22 protein-coding genes are annotated in these 24,011 nt (G+C 46.9%); 12 read left to right on the forward strand and 10 right to left on the reverse strand.

Annotated features, from left to right (window positions below; genetic code table 11):
• Positions 1–2: 2 nt before the first annotated feature.
• From hypF to B5D35_RS13685, 7 genes are read left to right on the forward strand one after another with little or no spacing between them, the layout of a single operon-like run.
• Positions 3–2,408 carry a carbamoyltransferase HypF gene (gene hypF / locus B5D35_RS13655; protein ID WP_078753114.1) on the forward strand — a complete coding sequence of 802 codons (2,406 nt, stop codon included), beginning with the start codon at positions 3–5 and terminating at the stop codon, positions 2,406–2,408.
• A 30-nt stretch (positions 2,409–2,438) separates the two neighbouring features.
• A complete protein-coding gene (locus B5D35_RS13660) occupies positions 2,439–3,392 on the forward strand; it encodes an NADH-quinone oxidoreductase subunit B family protein (RefSeq protein WP_078753115.1) in 954 nt (317 codons plus the stop codon).
• Positions 3,392–4,912: a nickel-dependent hydrogenase large subunit gene (locus B5D35_RS13665; protein WP_078753116.1), complete on the forward strand. Its 1,521-nt coding sequence runs from the start codon at positions 3,392–3,394 to the stop codon at positions 4,910–4,912. The genes B5D35_RS13660 and B5D35_RS13665 overlap by 1 nt, the downstream gene beginning before the upstream one ends.
• Before the next feature lie 4 nt (positions 4,913–4,916).
• On the forward strand, positions 4,917–5,402 hold the full coding sequence (locus tag B5D35_RS13670) for a hydrogenase maturation protease (protein ID WP_078753117.1): 486 nt from the start codon (positions 4,917–4,919) through the stop codon (positions 5,400–5,402).
• Positions 5,399–5,800 carry a hypothetical protein gene (locus tag B5D35_RS13675; protein ID WP_078753118.1) on the forward strand — a complete coding sequence of 134 codons (402 nt, stop codon included), beginning with the start codon at positions 5,399–5,401 and terminating at the stop codon, positions 5,798–5,800. The genes B5D35_RS13670 and B5D35_RS13675 overlap by 4 nt, the downstream gene beginning before the upstream one ends.
• Positions 5,797–7,572 carry a response regulator gene (locus B5D35_RS13680; protein ID WP_078753119.1) on the forward strand — a complete coding sequence of 592 codons (1,776 nt, stop codon included), beginning with the start codon at positions 5,797–5,799 and terminating at the stop codon, positions 7,570–7,572. Before B5D35_RS13675 ends, B5D35_RS13680 begins: the two co-directional genes overlap by 4 nt.
• Positions 7,573–7,580: 8 nt before the next feature.
• Entirely contained in the window at positions 7,581–8,858 is a 1,278-nt protein-coding gene (locus B5D35_RS13685; RefSeq protein WP_078753120.1) for a hybrid sensor histidine kinase/response regulator, read from the forward strand.
• A 31-nt stretch (positions 8,859–8,889) separates the two neighbouring features.
• Here B5D35_RS13685 and B5D35_RS13690 read toward each other — a convergent pair whose 3' ends face one another.
• The 3 genes from B5D35_RS13690 to B5D35_RS13700 all read right to left on the reverse strand — a co-directional run bounded on the left by B5D35_RS13690 (position 8,890) and on the right by B5D35_RS13700 (position 11,614).
• Positions 8,890–9,711, reverse strand: coding sequence for a CbbQ/NirQ/NorQ/GpvN family protein (locus tag B5D35_RS13690; RefSeq protein ID WP_078753121.1), 822 nt, complete (start codon positions 9,709–9,711; stop codon positions 8,890–8,892).
• A 100-nt stretch (positions 9,712–9,811) separates the two neighbouring features.
• On the reverse strand, positions 9,812–10,171 hold the full coding sequence (locus B5D35_RS13695; protein ID WP_078753122.1) for a ribulose bisphosphate carboxylase small subunit: 360 nt from the start codon (positions 10,169–10,171) through the stop codon (positions 9,812–9,814).
• Positions 10,172–10,195: 24 nt separating this feature from the next.
• On the reverse strand, positions 10,196–11,614 hold the full coding sequence (locus tag B5D35_RS13700) for a form I ribulose bisphosphate carboxylase large subunit (RefSeq protein WP_078753123.1): 1,419 nt from the start codon (positions 11,612–11,614) through the stop codon (positions 10,196–10,198).
• Positions 11,615–12,127: 513 nt separating this feature from the next.
• Between B5D35_RS13700 and fba the strand changes: the two genes are divergently transcribed.
• The 5 genes from fba to B5D35_RS13725 all read left to right on the forward strand — a co-directional run bounded on the left by fba (position 12,128) and on the right by B5D35_RS13725 (position 16,818).
• The gene (gene fba, locus B5D35_RS13705) at positions 12,128–13,192 is read left to right on the forward strand and encodes a class II fructose-bisphosphate aldolase (RefSeq protein WP_078753124.1); all 1,065 of its coding nucleotides are present in this window, start codon (positions 12,128–12,130) and stop codon (positions 13,190–13,192) included.
• A gap of 36 nt (positions 13,193–13,228) precedes the next feature.
• Entirely contained in the window at positions 13,229–14,158 is a 930-nt protein-coding gene (locus B5D35_RS13710; RefSeq protein ID WP_078753125.1) for a phosphoribulokinase, read from the forward strand.
• 13 nt (positions 14,159–14,171) lie between these two features.
• On the forward strand, positions 14,172–15,221 hold the full coding sequence (locus B5D35_RS13715; protein ID WP_078753126.1) for a class 1 fructose-bisphosphatase: 1,050 nt from the start codon (positions 14,172–14,174) through the stop codon (positions 15,219–15,221).
• 48 nt (positions 15,222–15,269) lie between these two features.
• Positions 15,270–15,839, forward strand: a complete 570-nt coding sequence (locus B5D35_RS13720; protein WP_170915179.1) for an HAD-IA family hydrolase — start codon at positions 15,270–15,272, stop codon at positions 15,837–15,839.
• Positions 15,840–15,954: 115 nt separating this feature from the next.
• Positions 15,955–16,818: an inositol monophosphatase family protein gene (locus tag B5D35_RS13725; RefSeq protein ID WP_078753128.1), complete on the forward strand. Its 864-nt coding sequence runs from the start codon at positions 15,955–15,957 to the stop codon at positions 16,816–16,818.
• A 101-nt stretch (positions 16,819–16,919) separates the two neighbouring features.
• Here B5D35_RS13725 and B5D35_RS13730 read toward each other — a convergent pair whose 3' ends face one another.
• The 7 genes from B5D35_RS13730 to B5D35_RS13760 all read right to left on the reverse strand — a co-directional run bounded on the left by B5D35_RS13730 (position 16,920) and on the right by B5D35_RS13760 (position 23,744).
• On the reverse strand, positions 16,920–18,293 hold the full coding sequence (locus tag B5D35_RS13730) for an MFS transporter (RefSeq protein WP_078753129.1): 1,374 nt from the start codon (positions 18,291–18,293) through the stop codon (positions 16,920–16,922).
• Positions 18,283–18,936 carry an energy-coupling factor ABC transporter ATP-binding protein gene (locus B5D35_RS13735; RefSeq protein WP_170915180.1) on the reverse strand — a complete coding sequence of 218 codons (654 nt, stop codon included), beginning with the start codon at positions 18,934–18,936 and terminating at the stop codon, positions 18,283–18,285. The genes B5D35_RS13730 and B5D35_RS13735 overlap by 11 nt, the downstream gene beginning before the upstream one ends.
• Positions 18,936–19,715 carry a cobalt ECF transporter T component CbiQ gene (cbiQ, locus tag B5D35_RS13740; RefSeq protein ID WP_078753131.1) on the reverse strand — a complete coding sequence of 260 codons (780 nt, stop codon included), beginning with the start codon at positions 19,713–19,715 and terminating at the stop codon, positions 18,936–18,938. Before cbiQ ends, B5D35_RS13735 begins: the two co-directional genes overlap by 1 nt.
• Positions 19,705–20,220, reverse strand: a complete 516-nt coding sequence (locus tag B5D35_RS13745) for a hypothetical protein (RefSeq protein WP_139367768.1) — start codon at positions 20,218–20,220, stop codon at positions 19,705–19,707. The genes cbiQ and B5D35_RS13745 overlap by 11 nt, the downstream gene beginning before the upstream one ends.
• Positions 20,221–20,225: 5 nt before the next feature.
• Positions 20,226–20,852: a cobalt transporter CbiM gene (gene cbiM / locus B5D35_RS13750; RefSeq protein ID WP_078753133.1), complete on the reverse strand. Its 627-nt coding sequence runs from the start codon at positions 20,850–20,852 to the stop codon at positions 20,226–20,228.
• The gene (locus B5D35_RS13755) at positions 20,852–21,655 is read right to left on the reverse strand and encodes a DUF4198 domain-containing protein (RefSeq protein WP_198557122.1); all 804 of its coding nucleotides are present in this window, start codon (positions 21,653–21,655) and stop codon (positions 20,852–20,854) included. Before B5D35_RS13755 ends, cbiM begins: the two co-directional genes overlap by 1 nt.
• Before the next feature lie 598 nt (positions 21,656–22,253).
• The gene (locus tag B5D35_RS13760; protein WP_078753135.1) at positions 22,254–23,744 is read right to left on the reverse strand and encodes a DEAD/DEAH box helicase; all 1,491 of its coding nucleotides are present in this window, start codon (positions 23,742–23,744) and stop codon (positions 22,254–22,256) included.
• Between the last annotated feature and the right edge of the window lie 267 nt (positions 23,745–24,011).

The following is a 24,011-nucleotide window of genomic DNA, read 5'->3' on the forward strand; positions in this document are numbered from 1 at the left end:
CTATGTCCGGTTACCGAATCAGGATACGTGGCGTTGTTCAGGGGGTAGGTTTTCGGCCTGCCGTCTGGCGCGTGGCTCGCGTTCTGTCATTGAAAGGGCATGTCCTCAATGATGGCGAAGGCGTTATCGTTGAACTGTGGTGTGAGGCTGAACACGCAAGGGCGTTCATCAACGCGATCAAGCAAGAATGTCCGCCGCTGGCGGCTATTAGAAGCATCGAGATCGATACCGTTAAATTAAGTCATCCACCGGACAGCTTTAGCATTGTTGAAAGCCATGAAACCCCACAAATCAACGCTGGTATTCCTGCAGATGCTGCGGTTTGTCAGGCATGTATCGATGAAACGTTAGATCCCGGCAGCAGACGTTATCGTTATCCGTTCACCAATTGCACCCATTGCGGTCCTAGACTGACGATCATCTCGTCGCTTCCCTACGATCGCCCGAAAACCAGCATGGCGAGTTTTGAGCTTTGCCAACAATGCCTCAACGAATATAAAAACCCGGAAGACCGTCGTTTTCATGCACAGCCGATCGCTTGCCCTGAATGCGGTCCAAGCGTATGGCTATGCGGCCATACTGCGGGGGAAACCGAGGTGCTATGCCATCCTGATGGTAAAGACGGTTGCGACGCGATTGAAATAGCAGCGTATTTTCTTAAGCAGGGAAAAATCGTTGCTGTGAAAGGCGTGGGTGGCTTCCATCTGGTGTGTGACGCAACGAATGAAACGGCCGTTAACTGCTTACGAACCCGTAAGAGGCGACCTGATAAACCCTTCGCGGTGATGATGAAAGATGCTGAACAGGTCATGACATACTGTAAGCCATCTCAAGAAGGACTTTTGGCATTGCAGAGTGCGCCCAGCCCTGTTGTCATCATGCCTAGAGGGCGCGTGACAGCGTCACGCGCCGGTGTCAAATATGATAGTGTCGAATATAGTGGTATCGAATTTCCTGCTATCGCACCTTCCGTCGCCCCAAAACTTCATGAACTCGGTATTATGCTACCGCCTTCACCGCTACACATTTTGTTGTGTCGATACGCCGACGTGCCTTTGGTGATGACATCGGCCAACCTCAGTGGAAATCCGCAATGTACAGATAATCTAGCGGCACTAGAAGACTTGAAAGACATCGCTGATTATTGGTTGATGCACAATAGGGACATTGTCGTTAGGGCGGATGATTCGGTATTTCGGCAAACTGACTCTGGCTTACAACTGCTTCGGCGAGCAAGAGGCATGGCACCCAGTCCCATTTCTTTGCCCAAAGGCTTTGAGTCTGCACCCAAGGTGCTTGCGCTCGGCGGTGAGGTTAAAAATGCGTTCTGTCTGCTTTCAGAGCATGGCGCAATATTGAGCCAATACATTGGCGATCTCGAAAGTTTGAATGTATTAGAAGACTTCGAACGCATGTTGGAGCACTACCAAACGCTGTATCGTTTTGTACCCCAGTGCGTCGCCGTTGATAGGCACCCAGAATATCTGTCGACCAAGTACGGTAAATCAACGTTTGATCCGGCGTTCATTCATGAGGTTCAGCACCACCACGCACATGTAGCTGCGTGCATGGGCGATAATCAATTGCCTATTGATCATGACAATGTGCTGGGCGTGGTCTTTGATGGTTTGGGCTTCGGTGAGGATGGTTCACTTTGGGGCGGTGAGTTTCTCATCGCGAATTACCGCTCATATACGCGAGTAGGGGCGCTACGTCCTGCCGCGCTTCCGGGGGCGACGCAAGCCATTGTCCAACCTTGGCGTAATCTTATTGCGAGGCTTCATCAAGCATCTCTTGAACATCATGATTTTCCCCATCTTCACTTAGACAATCGAGCCGTCGATACGCTTCTCGCTATGATAGAAACTGGCGTCAATTCGCCGCAATGCTCGTCCGCCGGGCGTCTGTTCGATGCGGTTTCTGCGGCCTTGTGTGTGTGCATCGGTACACAAACTTATGAAGGACAAGCGGCGATTAAACTGGAAGCATTAGCGACGTTAAGCGACATTGGCTGCGCTGAATCCTATCCGTTTGATATTGTGCCGGGTGACACTGTCACGCTGGATCCAGCCCCCATGTGGCCGATGCTGTTGAATGATATTCAACAGGGCGTTGCATCCACAGTGATTGCACGTAAATTCCACCAAAGTCTCGCAGAGGCGATCTCACAAATGGTGATGCATTTATCCCAAACGTTGTGTGTGTCACCGAAAGTGGTGCTGACAGGCGGCGTTTTCCAAAACAGATTGTTGCTCGATCTGACCACTAAAAAGCTCTCCAATTGCGGGATTGAGGTTCTCATACATCGACATATTCCCGCGAATGATGGCGGGTTAGCGTTTGGGCAAGCACTTGTCACCGCGGCTGTTTCTTTATCTGGAAACACGCAGTCAGTGCTTGAACCATAATTACCTTACGGTTTTTTGCAGGAAGCAGCGATGGCAAAAGACAAGATGACATTGCTTTGGTTTCAAACAGGAAGTTGCGGTGGAGACACCATGGCACTGCTCAGTGCCGATCGACCTTCATTTTCAGACCTCCTTAACGACTATCCCATTGAATTGTTATGGCAGCCTTCGCTGTCCGTAGAGAGCGTAAACAACCTGAACGATTTGATGGATCACATTATTCAGGGCACTTTGCCGCTCGACATCCTCTGTATTGAAGGCAGCATAATCACTGGCCCTAACGGCTCCGGGATGTTTGACACTTTTCGTAAAACAGCAAAGAAAAACTGGGTACTAAAATTGGCAGAGAAGGCGCGGTTTGTACTCGCAATGGGCACTTGTGCCGCGTTTGGCGGTGTACACGCCGCGCCGCCAAATCCAACCGACTGTATCGGTTTGCAGATGGATAAGTCTGAACCCGGTGGTTTGCTTCCCCCTGAGTGGCGAAGCGGTGCAGGGTATCCGGTCATCAACCTTGCGGGCTGTCCCGTACACCCGAACACCATGACGAAAACACTGGCCATGATCGCCAGTGGCATCATTCTTCAGCTAGACGAGTTGAACCGACCGAAAGAATTCTTCAGTTCTTTGGTGCATCAAGGTTGTACCCGAAATGAATACCACGAGTACGACGTTGAAGAAGCCGAGTTTGGTACCAATGGCTGTATGTTTTTCAACCTTGGTTGCAAAGGCCCATATACACAAGCTACGTGCAACACCGACCTTTGGAATGGCAGAAGCAGCAAAACGCGCGCAGGAGTCCCTTGCTTTGGCTGCACATCCCCTGAATTTCCAGAAGACGAAGGGTTGTTTAAGACGGAAAAGCTAGGCCCAATTCCATCAAAACTGCCTGTAGGCGTGGAGCGGGCAAACTACATTGCCTATAAAAATCTCGCCAAAGCAGCTGCACCAGAGCGAGTTAAAAAGCGCAAAATGGAGCCTTAATGGTCAAAAAGACGCTGAATATCGATTTAAATCGCGTTGAAGGTGATTTGGAGTTCGAGTTGGATGTTGAAGACGGCATGGTGGTCGATGCACGCTGTATTGGCGTGATGTACCGTGGATTTGAGCAAATCATGATTGGACGCGCTCCACGTGACGCGGCGGTAATTACACCTCGTGTCTGCGGGATCTGTGGTACGGCACATTTGTACGCTGCGACGCTGGCGCTGGAGCAAATATGGGGTATTGACGTCCCGCCCAACGCTACGCGGATCAGAAACCTCTGTTTACTGACAGAAAGCATTCAAAACGATATTCGTCAGAGCTTTTTGATGTTTCTGGTCGATTTTTGCCATGAGGCTTATCGTTCTCACCCGCTTTACGCGCAAATTATGGATGCCTTTGCGCCTTTTAAAGGACGGCATCATTTGGGGGCGTTGGAGCAAAGTCGGGATGCCGTCGGTATTGTTGCTTTGTTTGGCGGCCAGTGGCCCCATTCTTCTTATATGTTGCCGGGCGGCGTTGTGGGAAAACCCAGTATACGCAAAATCATTGAAACCAGAGACATCATCAACAAACTTACGCGTTGGTACGAAACTGCCGTCATTGGTGACACATTGGAAAACTGGCTGTCACTCTCGAAAAGTGACGTCTTTTTCGAGGGATTAGAAAAAGACAGCAATAAAGCGAACAGCGCATTGGGCTTATTTACCCGATTCTCCCGAACGATTGGTTTGCACCAAATAGGATTTGGTTCTGCCAGCATGATCAGTTTTGGTGCTGTTTCAGACCCATTGAACCCAAAGGCTCATGCCATGCAGGCCGGTGTATTTGATGGTGACAGTGGTGAAATAGGGCCACTCGATCAATCTGCAATCACAGAGCATGTTCGTTATTCCTGGTTTCGGCACTACGACGGCGGTCGCCATCCACACAAAGGCGAAACGATTCCTGACTACCAAAGTGAGTCAGACCGTTATACATGGGCTAAAGCGCCGAGATACGACGGAAGAGTGATGCAAACGGGCCCGATGGCAGAGCTCATTATTGGTGGTGACCCATTAACAACAGATTTACACCAAAAAGAAGGCGCATCAACGTGGCTCAGGCAGTTTTCCCGTTTACGGCGAATTGGTTTTAGCTTGATGCAAATGAAAGAAACCGTCGACGCGTTGAGTGAAGACATTCATGGTGATTTTTTTCTGCCGCCAAATCCTCAAGATGAAGTCGATGGCAAAGGGTTTGGCATGATACAAGCTGCACGCGGCGGGTTGGGGCATTGGATCAGCATAAAAGAGGGGGTAATTGATCGGTACCAAATTATTACACCCACCGCATGGAATGCGTCCCCGCGTGATTCAGAGGGGACGCACGGTCACTGGGAGCAAAGCGTCATTGGGTTGCCTATTGATGATATGGAAAACCCCTTGATGCTCGGACACGTTATACGCTCGCACGACCCTTGCTTGGTGTGTACGGTGCACATGCTGCCCACAGGGAAAAAATTAAGGTTTAGTGTGTAAGCGTATGACGAATATCCATATCCTTTGCTTCGGTAATACACTTCATAGCGATGATGGAATCGGTGTAGCCATTGCAGCGAGATTGCACAAAGAAACGCTTCCAGCAAGTGTCAAAGTGATTGATGCTGGCATTGCTGGGTTGAACGCCTTACCGCTTTTTGAGCACTGCTCAAGCGTACTGATTGTAGATGCCGCAGAACTGGGATTGTCTGCAGGCAGTTTCCGCTTTAAAACCGTATCGGAACTAACGAAACAAAACGTATCCGACCATCTGGGAGGCGTTAGCTACCTTTTACAAGCGGTCGACGCCATCGTGACACCGGCACCCAAAATAGAGATACTTGCGGTACAACCCGCTGTTTGTGAGAGCTTCTCTCCCGGATTGTCTGATGAGCTCACCCTGGTACTAGAGGACGTTGTGTCGGCAATCCTTGATTACGTAAAACGTCTTACGCTGCAAAACGGAAAAACGGAACGGTATTTATTATGACGGTGCCTTCCAGAAAACTCAGTGTCCCCGTGCATTCATCAGAACAAGAGAACGCGCAGTTGCGAAAGGAAATCGACGCGCTATACGCCGCCGCGGAGGCAAGAGAGCAACAATTGCTAGCAGCAACGCATGCGATGGACGACATTCTTTTGGAGATGGAATCCCAACGCAATGCGCTAAAAAGGAATAACAAGCAGTTACTGGAACTGAATGCCTACATTCGAAGTATTAACGATGCGATGAACAGCATTCTGGTTGTGGTTGGTATTGGGGGGACATTACGCAGGCAAACCGTGTATTTACTCAGGATCTGGGGTGGACTGAAGAAGAATTGCTGCATATTCATATCGATTTGCTGTTCCCTAAAGAGGTGCTCTCTAATATTCAGGAAAACGTGAAATCACCGTCGGGCTCCTTGGTCGTGTCTTACATCACGCAACGTGGCCATTTGGAATTCGAAACGCCACTGCATAAGCGTGACGGTGAGTTTACTGAGGCAGTCTATCTGGTAAAAGGGGAACAGTTTTATAGTCATCAAGGAAAGCTACAGGGCATATTGCTGACGGCCACGGATATTTCAGAATTGAGGCAACGGGAAGTTGCACTCCGGCAAAGCGAAATCGCCCTTCAAAAAGCCAAAGCTGTGGCTGATGCCGCCAATCAGGCAAAAGGGGATTTCCTTGCGACGATGAGTCACGAAATTCGTACGCCGCTCAACGCAATTATAGGCTTTACGAAACTATGTCTGCACTCTGATTTGACGCTGAAACAGCGGGACTACCTCAATAAAGTGGATGTTGCTTCCCACTCGCTCTCTCATCTGATTAACGATGTGTTGGACTTGTCAAAGATCGAAGCCGGTAAACTTCAAATAGAGAGCGTCCCGTTTGATTTGCGTCAGGTGATAAGCAATGTACGGCATGTTATGTGGTTCGATGTTTCGAAGCGTGGCCTGACGTTTCTAACGCACATTGATCCCTCTGTCCCTACCCATCTAAAAGGCGATCCTCTGCGTCTACAACAAGTGCTTGTGAATCTGGTCGGCAACGCCATCAAGTTCACGGATAAAGGAGAGGTTTCTATCTCTGTTTCGCAGAAGAAATCCCGCGCCAAAAAGCGCACTACCTTGATATTTAAAGTCTGTGATACGGGTATAGGCATGACGGATGCGCAGTTAAATCGGTTGTTCAGTCAATACCATCAGGCAGACCCTTCAACCAGTCGGCGTTTCGGCGGAACAGGGTTGGGACTAACGATTAGCCAAAAATTGGTTAACTTGATGAAAGGCGAGATTCATATCCAAAGTGCTTACGGACTCGGTACTGAGTGTGAATTTTCAGCGCGATTTGAGCGACTTCAGGAAGCCATGCAGGCAAATCTGCTCATATCGGATACGAGTGATGATCTCAGCTCACTTAACGTGACTGAGCTAAAAAATGGCCACGTGCTGGTCGTTGATGACAATACCATTAATCGAGAAATGATCCGCGAGCTGCTGTCGTCTCTGGGCATGATAGTGAGTCAGGTAGGCTCAGGTGAAGAGGCGCTGGATGCGATTAAACAGCAATGTTTTTCTTTGATCCTGATGGATCTTCGTATGACGGGGATGGACGGCATTGAAGCGACTAGAGCATTGAGAAAGCTACCAAATGGAAACACCGTTCCCGTTATCGCCTTGTCTGCAAATACAACAGCGAGCATGGCGGAAACCTGCATTCGGGCAGGAATGAATGATTACGTACCCAAACCTGTCGATTTTCGTCGTTTGATTCAGGTGATTGCCAACCATTTAGTGAATCGTGATTCTATTAATGAATGCGCCAAATTCACTACGTTCAACCCAACCGCCGCGTTGCTACGTTTGGGATCAAACAAGGCTGTATATATAAAAATGTTGGGTAAATTTCTCTCACAACGAGAATCTCGTTTGGGGGATCTCAAACGGATAGCCAGCGCTGCTGATCGTGATGCTCAAAAACACGCCTTTCATGAACTTAAGGGTATCGCGGCAACATTGGGGGCCGATCGTTTGAGCAGAATTAGCGGGACACTTGAAGCGCAGTGTGACAGTCGCAGCATCGTTGACAAAGACCTGACACAGATTGTCGGTGAATTTGAACGGCTTACCGCTGTTGTACAGGCATATCTCGATGCCAATGTAAGTAAGTAGGGAAGATTATGGATCCAAAGTATCAAACGCAGCGAGTTGGCGTAGAAGAAGGAAACAAAATGCCTGTCATTGCTGTGGTCGATGACTCTGCACCGCTTTGTGAAATGCTCTGTGAATTGCTCAACGAGGAAGGCTACTTTACCCACCCCTATGTGTCAGGTAGCGATGCATTAGAAGGTATTAAACGCCATCAACCAGACTTGATCCTGCTCGACATTGATATGCCGGATATGAACGGTTTTGACGTATGCGCGAAGTTGAAATCAGATCCTCAGTTGATGGCCATTCCGGTTTTCTTTATCAGCAGTTACAGCGAGCTGGATGACAAGCTCAGAGCCTTTGATTGTGGTGCGCTGGACTATGTCACCAAGCCCATTCATCTGGCGGAGGTGAAAGCAAGAATCAAAACACACCTGTCACTACGGTATTATCAACAAGCACTACAAGTTCGAAATGACACCTTGGCGGCAACGCTGATGCAATTGAAATCGGCGCAACACCAACTCGTCCAAGCGGAGAAATTGGCGTCACTTGGACAATTGGTCGCAGGGGTGGCGCATGAGATTAACAATCCGATCAGCTTTATCATCGGCAATGGTCACGCACTGAAAAAGAATCTCGACAAGTTAGAAGGGTACTTAGAACGTGTTCATGCATCGCCTCAATCCCAAGAGGCTGAAACAATGAGAAAGACCAGCGGCATTGATATTATGTTCAACGATATGCCCCCAATGGTTAGCGATATTCTGGAGGCTGCAGGCCGTGTCAGCACTATTGTTCAGGATCTCAGCCTTCTCTCTGCACAGCAGCAAGCGGAGAAAGCAGCGCTGAACTTAAAAGAGGTCGTCGAATTAGCCATAAAATGGGTTGCAGCCAGTCGACATTGTGAGGAACACATTCATGCTGAACGTCTGGAAGACATCGTCGTTATCGGACACAAAGGGCAATTGGTTCAAGTCGTGGTTAATCTCTTGAACAATGCATTGGATGCTTGTGAAAACGCAGCTATTCCGTCTGTTATCGTTCAGTGTGCGGCGGAAAACGGTCATGGCTGGATAAGCATTTCTGATAACGGTACAGGGATCAGTGACAGCCAACTCGGGCAACTTTTCGATCCGTTCTTCACCACCAAACTGGTAGGTAAGGGATGCGGATTGGGCCTTGCCATCAGTTACCGGTTAATGGCAGAACACGGCGGGGAACTGACAGCAGAAAACATACCTGAGAGCGGCGCCCGCTTTACCCTTACCGTGCCATTGGAGGATTCATCTTTTCTACCGGATTGACCTGTGCATTGCTAAGTGACGTTCGCATCGCTTAAAAACTGCCCAACACCGTTGCTTCGAGTGTATCGCGAATGTCTGCATCGTCACTCAGCGGCCGCACCAAGGCCATTTGGCAGGCTGTAACAGCGGGAATGCCTTTTTGAATTAGCTGTGCCGTATAAACCAAAAGGCGTGTGGAAATCCCTTCATTAAGTCCATGTCCAACGAGATTCCGAGCATGTTTGGCGATTTGAATCAGTCGGTCAGCTGTTTCCCTTGGTAATCCTGTTTCATGGCAAACGATCGTCGCCTCCGTGTCTGCATCAGGGTACAAGAACTCCAACGCTGCAAACCGTTGCTTGGTTGAGGTTTTAAGGTCTTTCATTAACGTCTGGTAACCCGGATTGTAGGAAATGACGAGCTGAAAATCCGCATGGGCGTGCAACAGTTCGCCTGTTTTCTCTAATGACAAGGTCCGGCGATAGTCAGTAAGGGAATGTATCGCCGCAGTGGTGTCCTGACGAGCCTCTACCACTTCATCGAGATAGCATATCGCGCCAATACGCGCCGCCGTTGTCAATGGACCATCCTGCCAGTAGGTACCGTTTGCATCCAGAAGGTATCGGCCTATCAAATCTGAGGCTGTCATGTCTTCGTGGCAGGATATCGTAATGAGTGGGCGACCAAGCCGCCAAGCCATATGTTCTATAAATCGCGTCTTACCGCACCCGGTTGGCCCTTTCAGCATCATGGGAATGCGAGAATCATAAGCTGCTTTAAACAGGGAAATTTCATCGCCCGCTTCTTGGTAATATGGCTCTGTATCAATCAGATACTGGCTATGTTGTGTGACTGTCTGCGCTGTTTGAGACATGGATTTCTCCTTATGCCTGAACACGTTATGAAAAAGGACTGGGGAAGCAAGGACTACAGGCTTACCCCAGTCAAAGCCCTACCGTGATAAGACAGGGAGGTTACTCGAAGCCAGGCGCGCGGTAGATAACCATTGACGCCCCTTGGCTCTGTTTGAAATTGTCATAACCCACTAAACGAACATGGTGGTTTTGATTGAGGTTATGGCAAAGCTGCGCTTCGGAAAGAATTGTGTCGACATTGGTTTCGCCGAACATGGGAAGTTTCCACATATACCAGTAGGAGCCACTGGCTTCTTCCGGTTCAGAATGCTCAATCGCGGGGTTCCATCCTTTACTGACGATATACTCCACCTGACGGCGTATTTGATCGGCCGTCATTCTCGGCAGATAAGAAAATGTCTCAAACTTTCGGCTATGTCGGTCTGTAAGACGCGACGCATAATCCATTACTTCACTCATGGTGTGTCTCCTTATTTCCCGAGGTTAGGCGTGTACAACATCAAGTTTGTCGACAGTGTCGAACTCGAACTTGACCTCTTTCCACGTTTCCATTGCAGCTTTCAATTCAGGGCTATGTTTCGCTGCAGCAGTGAGAATGTCTTTGCCTTCACGTTCTAAGTTTTTCCCTTCATTTCTCGCTTGCGTACAGGCTTCCAAAGCGACGCGATTTGCTGCGGCACCCGCAGCATTACCCCAAGGGTGTCCCAAGGTTCCGCCGCCAAATTGGAATATCGCATCGTCACCAAAAATGGAGACCAATGCAGGCATATGCCAAACATGGATACCACCAGAAGCAACGGGGAGCACACCAGGCATCGAACCAAAATCCTGGTCAAAGAAAATACCGCGAGAACGGTCTTCTTTGATCACGCGGTCACGCATGATGTCAATCCATCCCAGCGTTGCCTCTCTGTCACCTTTCAGTTTCCCTACGACGGTACCTGAATGCAGGTGATCACCGCCGGAGAGGCGAAGACATTTAGACAATACGCGGAAATGAATACCGTGACGGGGATTGCGGTCGAGCACGGCGTGCATCGCTCGGTGAATGTGAAGTAGCATGCCATTTTCGCGACACCAATTAGCCAGCCCTGTATTTGCCGTGAAACCGGCAGTCAGGAAGTCATGCATAATAATGGGCATATCCAGTTCTTTGGCGAACTCCGCGCGACGGTACATTTCTTCGGGTGTCGCTGCGGTCACGTTCAAATAGTGGCCTTTACGTTCCCCTGTTTCACGCTCCGCTCGATGAATGGCTTCTGCAACATATTCAAAGCGATCGCGCCACCGCATAAACGGCTGTGAATTAACGTTTTCATCATCTTTTGTGAAATCTAACCCACCACGAAGCCCTTCATAACACGCACGACCATAGTTTTTCGCGGAGAGTCCGAGTTTCGGCTTGATCGTACAGCCCAGCAACGCACGGCCATATTTGTTCATCTTGTCTCGCTCGACCTGAATCCCGTTTGGTGGTCCACCACAGGTTTTCACATAAGCAATCGGAAACCGGACGTCTTCAAGTCTGAGACCGCGAATCGCTTTGAAGCCGAAAACATTCCCGACTAAAGATGTTAGTACGTTAACTACCGATCCTTCTTCAAAGAGATCAATAGGGTAAGCAACGAAAGCATAGAAAGAGGAATCATCACCGGGTACGTCTTCAATCGCGTAAGCGCGTCCTTTGTAATAGTCGAGATCAGTCAGAAAATCTGTCCACACTGTCGTCCACGTACCGGTTGATGATTCTGCAGCAACCGCAGCTGCGGCTTCTTCTCTAGGCACACCGGGTTGGGGCTCTATTTTGAAACATGCGAGAAGATCTGTATCGGCAGGGATATAGTCAGGCTCCCAATATGTATCACGATACTCCTTAACACCTGCTTGATAACTCTTGGCCATAGTCTTGTCCTTTTGTATTCGAGGAATGCTTGTCGTCAGCCATCCTGTTGTTGGCTTAGAAACAGTGTTAAGTGGAATGGGTGAGAAGTGAAATTGCTTCTATTTATGATGATGATAAGAATTCATTTTCTGAAGGCGAGTTTTTTGATATTTCTTTGCGGATTTTAAATTAACCAGTTGAATATTAATCAATTAAAAACATTTAAAATTGTGAGGGTAATAAAATCTAGAAAACGACAGAAAAACCCCATCTTACTGATATTTAGTATTTTTATTGAAAGACCATTTCGGGCATAAAATTTATTTATGCTTCCTCTTTCTTTTCCTGATTGGTGACACCTTCGCTTTACTCGTAATGTGAATCGAAAGGGCTGCGGTGATGCGCCTTGTAAAACATTCAACATAAATTCGCCGTGGCAAGCCCGCTGAATATTTATCTCACAAACGCTTGTGAATATAGCGCCAGTGAGAACTTAGGATTCAAAAATACAGCGATTGCAAGGAGAAAGCGTTATGGCTTTGATTAGTTTACGGCAATTACTCGATCACGCCGCAGAACACAGTTACGGTGTTCCTGCGTTTAACGTTAACAATATGGAGCAGGTTCAGGCAATCATGGGGGCGGCGAGCGCCACCGATAGCCCGGTTATTCTTCAGGCTTCTGCAGGGGCAAGGACGTATGCTGGCGCAGGTTTTCTTCGACATTTGATGATTGCTTCTGTTGAAGAATGGCCGGATATCCCCGTCGTTGTCCATCAAGATCATGGTGCGTCACCCGGTGTTTGTCTTCAATCGATTCAGCAAGGATTTACGTCCGTCATGATGGATGGTTCATTGCTGGAAGATATGAAAACGCCTGCCAGTTACGAATATAACAGTACTGTAACGCGACAAGTTGTTGAAATGGCACATGCAGGTGGTGTATCTGTAGAAGGCGAATTGGGTTGTCTGGGCTCCCTTGAAACGGGGACAGCAGGTGAAGAAGACGGCTCTGGTGCAGAAGGTATACTTAGTCACGACCAATTGCTGACTGATCCAGAAGAAGCCGCTGATTTTGTTCGCCGAACCGGTGTGGATGCTCTCGCCATTGCGATTGGCACAAGTCACGGTGCCTACAAATTTACGCGTCCTCCCACCGGTGACATCCTTGCTATAGACCGAATAAAAGCGATTCATGCCCGAATTCCTGACACACACCTTGTTATGCATGGTTCCTCATCTGTCCCTCAAAATTGGCTTCAAATCATCAACGAATATGGGGGAGACATGGGGGAAACCTACGGTGTTCCTGTGTCTGAAATTGTTGAAGGTATTAAGCACGGTGTCAGGAAGGTCAATATTGATACGGATTTACGCATGGCCAGTACGGGCGCTGTTCGTCGTTTTCTTTCTGAAAATCCAAGCAACTTTGATCCTCGAAAATTCTTAATCGCTGCAACTAACGCAATGAAAGACCTTTGCACAGAACGTTATGAAGCGTTTGGTTGTGCCGGAAATGCATCAAAAATCAGAGCCATTAACCTTGAGACCATGTCGGCAAGATATGCCAGTGGCGAATTGGATCCTTCGGTTCGTTGAAGTGAATGATCAGATTGATTATCGAAGGAGAAAAACATGTCAATTAAACATCCTATTGTGGCCGTGACAGGCTCATCCGGCGCTGGTACATCCACCGTTAAAAATGCCATGGAGCAAATTTTTCGTCGCAGCCAATTTGATGCGGCTGTTATCGAAGGTGACAGTTACCACAAATACGATCGGGCAGAAATGCGTGAACGTTTAAGGCGTGCGTACGAGAAAGGAAAGAATCTCAGTCATTTTGGCCCAGAAGGTAATGACTTCGCGGAGCTTGAGAAGACATTTTCAGCATATGCGGAATCGGGAACGGCACTTCGTCGCTATTACATTCACAATGAAGAAGAAGCCGCGCTTCATAGCACCAAAGCGGGCTCATTTACTGAGTGGAAACCTATTCCTGAAGGATCAGACCTTTTGTTTTATGAGGGTCTTCATGGCGGCGTCGTCACCCCGCAAAGCAATGTCGCCCGCTTTGTGGATCTTTTGATTGGTGTAGTACCGATTGTTAATCTCGAATGGATTCAGAAAATCCATCGTGATACCAATGTACGCGGCTATAGCCGTGACGCTGTAACGGATACCATACTGCGAAGGATGCATGATTACGTGCATTTTATTACGCCGCAATTTTCTTTAACGGACATTAACTTCCAACGCGTTCCAATGGTTGATACGTCTAACCCCTTTATTGCTCGTGATATTCCAACGCTTGACGAAAGCATGGTTGTGATTCGATTCAGAGACCCGAAAAAGACTGGCGTCAATTTTCAATACCTTCTGAATATGATTGATGGGTCGTTCATGTCACGACGAAACAATATCGTTGTACCTGGTGGGAAAATGGGATTTGCCATGGAGCTCATCATGCAGCCATTGATTGAAGAATTGGTTTATAACGGCTCAAACCGTGTAAGTGTTGCAACGACGCACGACAGGTTTGCCAAAAATCGCGAAATGCCAGTCTAGGGAGAGAGGCATCATGAGAAAGGGAACCACATTTACACGATTTATTATCGAAGAACAGCGACGCATTCCCGAATCAACCGGAGAGTTTACACTGCTGCTTAGCTCTATCGTGACAGCATGCAAAGAGATCTCTGATGACGTGAATCGCGGTCAGCTTATCAATGTACTGGGCAGCGCAGAGACGGAGAACGTTCAGGGCGAAACACAGAAAAAACTCGATATCATTTCAAATGAAGTGATGATCAGAGCGATGGAATGGTCAGGAAACCTTGCAGGAATGGCTTCCGAAGAAATGGAAAACATGTACTCCATACCCAGTCGCTTTCCAAAAGGGAAATATTTGTTGGTATTTGACCCGCTGGACGGATCCTCCAATACCGAAGTGAATGTCTCCATCGGCACTATTTTTTCTATTCTCCGTTGCCCTGATGGTGTCACAGAACCAAAAGAAGAAGACTTTTTTCAACCAGGTACGCGTCAAGTATGTGCAGGGTATGTGCTTTACGGGCCGGCAACGAATCTTGTGTTAACAACCGGACAAGGTGTGAACGGATTTACCCTTGACCAAGATATCGGCGAGTTCATTTTGACCCACCCTAAACTCACGATCCCAGAGCGAACCAACGAATTTGCTATCAATATGTCGAACCAGAGACACTGGGAACCTGCAATTAAGCGCTACATTGATGAAGTAGTCGCCGGAGAAGATGGCGTAAGAGGGAGGAATTTCAATACTCGCTGGGTTGCATCAATGGTTGCAGAGGTTCATAGAATCTTGATGCGCGGCGGTATCTTTCTGTATCCGTGCGATAATCGTGACAACGTTACTAAAGGGAGGCTGCGGTTGCTTTATGAAGCTAACCCTATGAGTTTCATCATCGAACAAGCTGGTGGCTCAGCCACGACAGGCCGAGAAAGAATCCTTTCAGTTCAGCCTGAAGACCTACATCAGCGTATTCCTGTCGTGATAGGTGCTAAAGAAGAAGTTGAACGCGTACATCGTTACCACATCGAAATGGACAAGGAGCTAACCGGCTCTCCACCGCACCGACAAGCTAACTAGTTGTTCTCGTCTGTGTTGTTTTCATCTCACATGGAGAAGGAGCAACCCATGCTGAAACTCAATAATATTCATGCCATTTGTTTCGACCTAGACGGTACGCTGGTGGATACCGCAGACGACTTGGCTTTTGCCGCTGAAGAAATGATGACAGAGCTGGGGCTTCCTTTTGGTGGCGTTGACGAGATACGAGGGTGGGTAGGTGATGGTCATGAACGCTTGATCCATAGGATCATTACCCGCCATCTCGATGGCGAAGTGTCCGATAACGTCTATAACATCGCTAACCCCATTTTCCATCGTGCGTTGAGAAACCGAAAATTTCAAAATACGCAGCTTTATCCTGATGTGGCCGATTGCCTGGAAAAACTTGAAAATATGGATATACCGAGAGCTTGTGTTACCAACAAGAACACGGCGCAGGCCTATGAAGTTCTCGATCATCTCGGTATTCGTCACTATTTTACCGTTGTGCTGGGACAAGACTCAGTTGCAGAACCAAAACCGTCTCCCGTCGGCATCATTGAGGCCGCTGAACATATGCGGGTCGACGCTATCAATGTGTTAATGGTGGGAGACTCGGTCAATGATGTGAGGGCTGCGCGTGCAGCTGGGTGGTAGCTGTTTCCTATGGGTACAACTATGGCATTGACATTAGCAGTGCCAACCCTGATTCAGTGATCAACAACTTAAACGCCATACCCAAAATGCTCGTTTAGCACGAAAGGGGATTTATATGCTGATGAAAAATGGATACCAAGAGTTGGTATCAACCCTCTCTATGCCCGTCGAACTGTGTGCGTTGTATATCGAGAATGCTGTTCGTGATACTGCCCAAACGTACATCATGAACCGCTTCGCATCGAGTAATACTGACTTACTGAAGGTTCACGAAAAAGACGACCATTCGATCGTGACGTTGGCCGACAAAGAGTCGGAGAAAGCCATTACAGAAAAGCTGCTTGAGCGATGGCCAGATATTCCGGTGCTTAGCGAAGAATTGTCGATTAAGGAACAGGAACGAATACTGAACCATCACTCGGACGCAATGTGGGTTCTTGACCCACTTGATGGAACAAGTAACTTTGCCTCAGGCATCCCGTATTTTTGTACGTCTCTCGCGCTAATTATCAATAAACAAGTCGTCATGGGATTGGTCTACGATCCTTGCCGAGATGAGGCTTTTTTCGCAGCTAAAGGCAGTGGCGCGTTTATCAATAATGTCGCGATAGATGAGTGGCAGGAGAATAAGGACTTGTCACAGGTTATGGCATTAATAGACTTCAAGCGGCTATCCGCGCCACTGGCGTCAGCCATTGCATCAGAGCCTCCATATCGTTCTCAGCGAAGCTTTGGCGCCAGTGCTTTAGATTGGTGTTGGATTGCCTCTAATCGTTGTCAGATTTACCTGCATGGCAGTCAAAAGCTGTGGGATTACGCGGCAGGGTCTTTAATCCTTTCAGAGGCGGGTGGCGTGTCTTCAACCTTTCAAGGTGAAGCCGTGCTGCAATGTAGCCTTGAACCTCAAAGTGTCATTGCGGGAACGAATGCTTTTTGTTTTGAGCAATGGGAACTGTGGTTAGACGCGATTCCTTCATAGACATTTTTCAAAGCCATGTCGTATGTCTGGTGTTAAAGCCACACCGTAGGCATGAGGCTTTAAAAGGCCGCAGGAGGAGGTAACTACGGCCACACTGTCGACTACTTAACGTTTTTTGATGGCCAATGTTTGTGGTTTTCATCCAGCACAAAATGATGCGTATGGACAATTTGCTGAGACCGTCTGGTTATATCTTGGCTTCCATGCGCTTCCACATGCTCAATCATGTTATTTGAATCAAGGTCGTGGCGATGTTCCAATGAGAAGCTTCTTTCTTTTGGCCATTGGCTTAACGCATATAAAAGGCCCACTAAGGAGGCTATTGCCATCAACACTGCGCAATTTGCTATCCCGATAGTTGCGGCAATCCATCCAGTACCAAGATATGCAAAGAACCATAAACCATGTGACAAGGCAAAGTTTGATGAAAAGTAAGCAGTTCGGTCTTTTTCGCTGCAAGACATGCGCAATAACAGGCCCGAAGGCGTGAGTATGCCACTGATCGCCATACCTTGAATAAACCAAAGTACCAACATGCCAGCATACGAGGGAAGCAATGAAATGCTGAATAGGGTGGCGACACTAACCCCCGCACTGCATACCATGATCTTACGGATATTATTTTGGTCTAAAAACCGAGGTATGATAAAAGCAATTAACATGGCACCAGAGCCTGCGGCCGCTAATGTTAAACCAACCCGATCCTCAGAAAGTGATAAGTATTCTCTGACATAAACCACGGTATTCACAATTGTCATTGAACTACCACATGACACAACCCAATGCAGCCCAAGCAATCCACGCAATCTCGGCGTTCCCGTGTAGCATTTTATGCCAAAGAAAAGACGATTGAATACGCTTTGCTCTCCGAGGCTTTTATTCGCTTTAAAGGTGGGTATAGCAGATAAGAGGAACGACATAAGAGCAAAAACAAGGGATATACCTGTCACGATGAACAGTTGTTCGAATGGCATGAAAAGCAAGAAGAAGACGGCCAACATTGGACTCACCAACGATTCAAGATCAAAGGCTATCCGCGAATAGCCCATCGCAACGTTATAGTCTTTTTCATTTGGCAATACGTCGGCTATGAGAGCTTGATAAATTGGTGTGTATGCAGCCGTGGCAGAGTTAATCAGGAAAATTATCACGAACACATGCCAAACTTCGCTGACAAAAGGAAGCATGAGAATCGCGACGATCCTCATGACATTTGCGTAAATTATCCACGCTTTTCGAGAGAATTTTTCAGCAACAGACCCTGCGATCGGTGCGACAAGAAGATATGCCACCATTTTAACTGCGAGGAGGCTTCCCAATAAAGCACCGGCAGAATCAGGTTGTAATTGGTAGGCCAAAAGACTTAACGCAACCGTCATTATCCCTGTGCCTAAAAGGCTGAAAATATTGGCAGAAAAGAGCCGGACAAAAAGGCTATTTTTCCATAGTCCAAGTTGTTCGTTTTCAACACTCATAGAACTTTCCTTGTTTTAATTCTACATTTCGCTGCACGACAGTCTTAAGGAAAGGCATATCATGAGAGATGACGAGAATGCCGATATCGAGTTGATTTAAAACATCGATGAGATGATGCCGAGATGCGTGATCAAGTGCATTAGTTGGCTCATCCAACAACAAGCCTTCTGGTTCCATCGCGAGCACACAAGCTAAGGCAACCATTCTCTTCTCACCGCCAGATAAGCTATGACAGATACGATGCTCCAAGTCTCGTTTTCCTACTTTATCCAAAGCAAGTTGTGCCTTTGCTATCGCTGTTTTTTGATCAAACCCAAGGTTTAACGGGCCAAACGCAACATCATCAATGACAGTGGGGCAAAACAATTGGTCATCTGCATTTTGGAACAAGAGCCCTAGGCGTTTGCGAGCGTTTACAAAATCACGGTCAGAGACACAGGTTTCACCGAGAATTTTAATGCTTCCTGAAAGAGGTTTAGTCAATCCCATTAACATATGGAGAAAAGAGGATTTACCTGCGCCGTTGTCACCGGTTATCCCAATTTTTTCATGGCTCTGCCAGGAAAAATCGAGGCCGTTAAAAAATTGTCTTTGTTCATTTCTGTGGAAACTTACGTTTTCCACCTCAGCAAGTAACATCATTATAAAACCCATTCAGTAGAGTAAATCACAACAACCATTCCAAAAATCGCCAAGAGGAAAAGAGAATCTCGTAATGTGAAAACGAAAACTTCACAGAAAGGGAATTTCCCGCTATACCCGCGACACTTCATTGCATCCAACGTTCGCTCTGAACGCTCCAACGTATTTAGCAAGAGCGACCCGATAACGAAGCCAAACGTTTTCATCGTATGAACGCTTCTTTGAGGGACAAACCCACGGATCTTCAGCGCATTTCGGATTCGCTGATACTCCTTAAATATCAAATCGATGTAACGCAGCGTGAATGCCATCAATTGCACCAGTTTGGTCGGAAGTTTAAACGCATTTAATACCGCAACGAATGTGGATGTTGGCAGCGTTCCAATAAGAGCAATAACAGCGAGCATTGATGCATTCGAACGCATCAGGATGAAAAGTGCTTTTTCTGCACCTTCATAAGTTGCATCGAAACCAAAGACGGTAAACCATGTTTCACCAGGCGTCGTAAACGGCAACAAAGCAACCAATGCGATGATGAATGATTCAACGGCAGCAACCTGAATGAGGGTCTTGGATGCTTTGAGGTTCGTCATCATCAGAAAGAGAAAACTCACCATGAGCGCGATGCTCAAGCTACGATGTGAAGAGAGGGATAAAGAAACACACACCCATGTAAATGCCACCGCCACACGCACCCGAGGGTCAAGCAAATCCAGATACGACTGTTTGTTTTCCCGTGACAGGTGCAACCAAGCATGCTGGGAGGGCTTATTGTCCACGAGAGCTCCTCATAAACATCCAAAGTCCCATCATGCCGAACAGAAAACCTAACGCAGCAAGCACATCGGAGATTTTGAGTGTTTTCTCTAGCCGATAAACGTCCTCTCTTATTTGTTTAAGTTGTTGCAAAGCCTGAGAGTCAAAGGACGATACATGCCCATTTTGCGCGATATTTTCGGAGGCTTTTAAGGCTAGTTGTTCTGAATCGACAACAAACGTTGCTACATGACCCGCCCCTAAGTTAACCCTGAAATGGTGGTCGATAGGTTTCGAGGCTATAAATACAAAATCACCTTTATCACCCACTTCAACAATGCCCAGTGACTGACCATCAGCCTCAGAGACTTCTACTATTGTTCCTTTTCTGGCGAATGCACCATTGGAAAAACCAACCTCACCATGAATTTCACTGCCTTCTACGTGCGTAAAGTGCACAACCTTGTGCGCCTCGGCGGCAAACACGAACAACGCGTTTATCAGGAGCACACCAAATAGCTTCATCATTTATCCTACCTATACTGCATGACAGAAACGAAAAAATCAGGTTTGGCTTTCATGAGAAAATACACGGCAAAACCAGAAACAAACGCTTCGACAATTGCTACAGGCACGTTTGTAATCAACACTAACTTGGCTGCAAGCTGAAAACTCTCACCAGACATAGACAAGGCACTCGCCACTAAACAACCGCTCATGATGATGCTAACGCCACCCCCTAATCCGCCTATAATGGCGAGCATCTTCGCCGTTAGGCCTTTATTCAGTGCAAATTTTCTAAACGCGAGTCCGACCAAAAGTGCAGGGAAGGCGATGTTGAATACATTGACACCGAGTACGAGAATCCCGCCATACCCGAAAAATACCGCCTGCAATAGAATGGCGATTGCTACGGCAGGAAAAACTGCCCATCCGAGCGTTATTCCCATTAAGCCACTCAGAATTAAATGCACGCTGGATGCCGTTAAAAAGGCTGGGAGGTGAATCAATGAAGCAACGAAAAACACGGCACAAAATAGTGCCGCTTGTGGTGTTTTTTCTGGTGTTAATTGCTTTAAACCAATCGCTACAAACAGCGTTGAAACAACGCCGCCAGCGATAAGTATTTCTGGCGATAATACACCGTCAACTATATGCATTATTTGAAATCTCTGGCTTGAACCCAAATAACAGCATCTTGAGAAAGTTCTTCACCATTCAGTTCTTTTTCTGAACCGACTGCTAGCGCTGAAAAACCCCAAAATCCTTCGTGTGGTATACTGTAATGAAACACGCCATTGGAATCTGTCTTAATCGTTTGGGTTACAAAAACATCGCTAGGTAATGATACTTTTTGTTCATCACTGTATTTATTGTTTTCAGTATCTAAGTCGTAGTTTACAAATTCGACTTCAACATCCGCATTAGGAACAGGTTTTCCGTTACTTTTAACGACACCTGAAAAATTACTGCCTGTTAAAATTGCATACGGTGCAACCATTGGAACTATTTCGGCATTGAGGCCAAGCTCTTTGTCCCAATGCGTAGGAAAGGCGCCAACATTGATGATTGATTTAGTAAACTGTTGAATATATTTATTTTCTGGCTTATCAAAATAGGGCTGAGGGGCAAGGACAAAGATATGGTCGCCTAGCGCCTTAAAATTGTATTCTGCTTGCCATGCATCTCCCGTGTTTGTGGCACTTGTCCAGCGTAGAGGCTGAAGCGTCTCCGTCACATCTTTCAAACCCTCTTTATCCCATACGTGAAGAGATATTGGCTTTTCCATCGGCATGACTGGCCCGCCATCGGCGGGGTGTGAGAATGGCATTTTAAGTGTTTGAGTACCACCATCTTCCAATAGCGTCTCAGGGATCAATACCACTTGAAAGTGCGCCAGAGCTGAAACGGGTAACAAAGCTAACAACACCCACGGCATTACATTTTTTAATGGTCCATTCACGTTAAACACTCCTTTAAATCAAATAAAAATCTATCCAATAACCTACCGAAATACGCATTGAAAATTACGCATCGATAAAAACACCAAAAACGAACCATAACGGCTTAACGATGATTCATGAAATTAAATGACCATTTGAATGTTATTTATATGCATTGCATCAATCTTTAATTATTAGATTGCACGTGTTCTTTTTATTAAACCTAAACATCAACCCACATCTAAATAATTAAATTCATTCATGCGTACGTAGCTAATGTAATTGTCGTAATTTTGTGGGAGTATTTTTCACTTTAAATATTAATATGTTGTTTATTATGAATGATATATGCTATTTCTAATACTATGGTACTGTATAAGTTGTGTATCTATTGTTATTTGTTTATTGATAGTGAGATGCCTAGTAATAAAGTCATACTTAAGTATGGTTGTCTTAATGAGGATCAATCTTAAAGGTATTTTGACAGGAGGGATTATCTTAATATTTTGATTTTAATGGGTTTGAAATGGTTTTCATTTGTGCATAAAAAAAGCGGCAATCTAATGAATGCCGCTTCGATGCTTGTTTACGACTGAGTAAACATCACTGAGGAGGGGATTAGTTGCCCCAGCTAGTTTTCACACTGTCACTTGAAGGACGGCTTTTGCCTGCGGGTCTACGTGATTGACCTTGACCATTGTTACCTTGGTTAGGACGATTTCCTTGCGGCTTACGCGCAGGTTGAGCGCTTGTATTACCACCTTGAGCTGGCTTATTGCCATTCTCGCGACGTGGTTTGTTATCCGCCGCGCTGCCTTCTTTCTTTTCGGTACGATTAGGGTTGCGTGGCTTGCTTTTTCCAAAGTTTGATTTTTTCTTTTGCCCTGCAAACTTTGAATCACCATTAGCCATATTTGGTCTTTTAGGTTTCTTCGGCTTAATAGGGCGCGTATCTAGTTTTGATTCTGGTAGCGTGTTATCCGTTTTAAAGCCTTGCAACTCTAGTCGTGGTAGCACTTGTTGGATGAGACGCTCAATACCAAAAAGATCATCGGCCTCATCGGCACTGACTAATGATATCGCTTTACCTGATTCCCCCGCACGACCAGTACGACCAATACGGTGAACGTAGTCTTCTGACACGTGTGGAATTTCGAAGTTAACCACTTGTGGAAGCTGTGGAATATCGATGCCTCGTGCTGCGATGTCAGTGGCAACGAGAACGCGTACATCACCTGTTTTGAAATCAGCCAGCGCTTTAGTTCGTGCACTTTGGCTTTTGTTTCCATGAATAGGGGCTGATGTAATGCCTTCTTCCGTCAGGAAGTGAGACAATTTATTCGCACCGTGTTTCGTACGGGTGAATACCAATACCTGCTTCCAGTTACCATCTTTGATCAACTTGGATAGCATCGCTGGTTTCTTTTTCTTGTCAGCTGGGTAGATGCATTGCTCAACCGTACGTGCCGTTGAGTTCGCTGGTGTCACTGAAATTTCAACTGGGTTGTTTACCAAGCCTTTTGCAAGCGTGCGAATCTCATCAGAGAAGGTTGCAGAGAACAGTAAGTTCTGACGGTTCTTTGGCAACAAATCAAGGATTCGTTTGATGTCGCGGAAGAAACCCATGTCCAACATGCGGTCTGCTTCGTCCAGAACGAGCACTTCAAGTTGAGAGAACTTCACTGCATTTTGCTGGTAAAGGTCTAACAAGCGGCCAGGTGTCGCCACCAGAATGTCAGTCCCTTTGCGAAGACTCATTAACTGTGGGTTGATCTTCACACCACCAAACACAACACTTGAGCGCAAGTTAAGATGACAGCTATAGCCGACCGCGTTTTCTTGGATCTGCGCAGCTAGCTCACGAGTAGGGGTTAGAATCAACGCACGTACGTGGTTGCTTTTAGCTCGAGGGCCGTGGCTTAAACGCTCAAGAATTGGAAGAACAAAACCTGCCGTTTTACCTGTTCCCGTCTGCGCTGCGGCCATCACGTCTTTGCCTTCCAATACGGCAGGGATCGCCTGTGCTTGGATTGGAGACGGTGTGTCGTAACCTTTATCTTTAATGGCACGAAGAATTGGAGCAGAGAGACCGAGTGAGGTAAAACTCATATATTTATTTCTCAACAAGATGACGTTCAATGTAGAACGTTGGCCGATCATTCGGCGCGTTTAGGACCAAAGGGGCGCTATTCTGCGCCTTTCGTGGTGGTAGGGCAATGAATATCTGGGATTCAACGCGTAAAACCTTTACCAAAAAGGACATAAGGTGACGTTTCCACCGGCTTTGTTGCTTAATTCGGTTGGAAGACATGGCAGCCTAAAGTTGTTCGGTTCTTAAGCAATATACTGAGTTTCAGGCATACCCAGTCCTGTAAG

Source organism: Enterovibrio nigricans DSM 22720, from assembly GCF_900167155.1.
Lineage (GTDB): Bacteria > Pseudomonadota > Gammaproteobacteria > Enterobacterales > Vibrionaceae > Enterovibrio > Enterovibrio nigricans.

Excerpts from the sequence above, each read along its gene's own strand:
- cbiM (WP_078753133.1), bottom strand. The coding sequence starts at position 20,852 with ATGCATATAGTTGACGGTGTATTATCGCCAGAAATACTTATCGCTGGC.
- B5D35_RS13725 (WP_078753128.1), top strand. The coding sequence starts at position 15,955 with ATGCTGATGAAAAATGGATACCAAGAGTTGGTATCAACCCTCTCTATG.
- B5D35_RS13700 (WP_078753123.1), bottom strand. The coding sequence starts at position 11,614 with ATGGCCAAGAGTTATCAAGCAGGTGTTAAGGAGTATCGTGATACATAT.
- B5D35_RS13720 (WP_170915179.1), top strand. The coding sequence starts at position 15,270 with ATGCTGAAACTCAATAATATTCATGCCATTTGTTTCGACCTAGACGGT.
- B5D35_RS13690 (WP_078753121.1), bottom strand. The coding sequence starts at position 9,711 with ATGTCTCAAACAGCGCAGACAGTCACACAACATAGCCAGTATCTGATT.
- B5D35_RS13735 (WP_170915180.1), bottom strand. The coding sequence starts at position 18,936 with ATGATGTTACTTGCTGAGGTGGAAAACGTAAGTTTCCACAGAAATGAA.
- B5D35_RS13660 (WP_078753115.1), top strand. The coding sequence starts at position 2,439 with ATGGCAAAAGACAAGATGACATTGCTTTGGTTTCAAACAGGAAGTTGC.
- B5D35_RS13665 (WP_078753116.1), top strand. The coding sequence starts at position 3,392 with ATGGTCAAAAAGACGCTGAATATCGATTTAAATCGCGTTGAAGGTGAT.
- B5D35_RS13760 (WP_078753135.1), bottom strand. The coding sequence starts at position 23,744 with ATGAGTTTTACCTCACTCGGTCTCTCTGCTCCAATTCTTCGTGCCATT.
- fba (WP_078753124.1), top strand. The coding sequence starts at position 12,128 with ATGGCTTTGATTAGTTTACGGCAATTACTCGATCACGCCGCAGAACAC.
- B5D35_RS13745 (WP_139367768.1), bottom strand. The coding sequence starts at position 20,220 with ATGATGAAGCTATTTGGTGTGCTCCTGATAAACGCGTTGTTCGTGTTT.
- B5D35_RS13710 (WP_078753125.1), top strand. The coding sequence starts at position 13,229 with ATGTCAATTAAACATCCTATTGTGGCCGTGACAGGCTCATCCGGCGCT.
- B5D35_RS13670 (WP_078753117.1), top strand. The coding sequence starts at position 4,917 with ATGACGAATATCCATATCCTTTGCTTCGGTAATACACTTCATAGCGAT.
- B5D35_RS13695 (WP_078753122.1), bottom strand. The coding sequence starts at position 10,171 with ATGAGTGAAGTAATGGATTATGCGTCGCGTCTTACAGACCGACATAGC.
- B5D35_RS13715 (WP_078753126.1), top strand. The coding sequence starts at position 14,172 with ATGAGAAAGGGAACCACATTTACACGATTTATTATCGAAGAACAGCGA.
- hypF (WP_078753114.1), top strand. The coding sequence starts at position 3 with ATGTCCGGTTACCGAATCAGGATACGTGGCGTTGTTCAGGGGGTAGGT.
- B5D35_RS13730 (WP_078753129.1), bottom strand. The coding sequence starts at position 18,293 with ATGAGTGTTGAAAACGAACAACTTGGACTATGGAAAAATAGCCTTTTT.
- B5D35_RS13675 (WP_078753118.1), top strand. The coding sequence starts at position 5,399 with ATGACGGTGCCTTCCAGAAAACTCAGTGTCCCCGTGCATTCATCAGAA.
- B5D35_RS13685 (WP_078753120.1), top strand. The coding sequence starts at position 7,581 with ATGGATCCAAAGTATCAAACGCAGCGAGTTGGCGTAGAAGAAGGAAAC.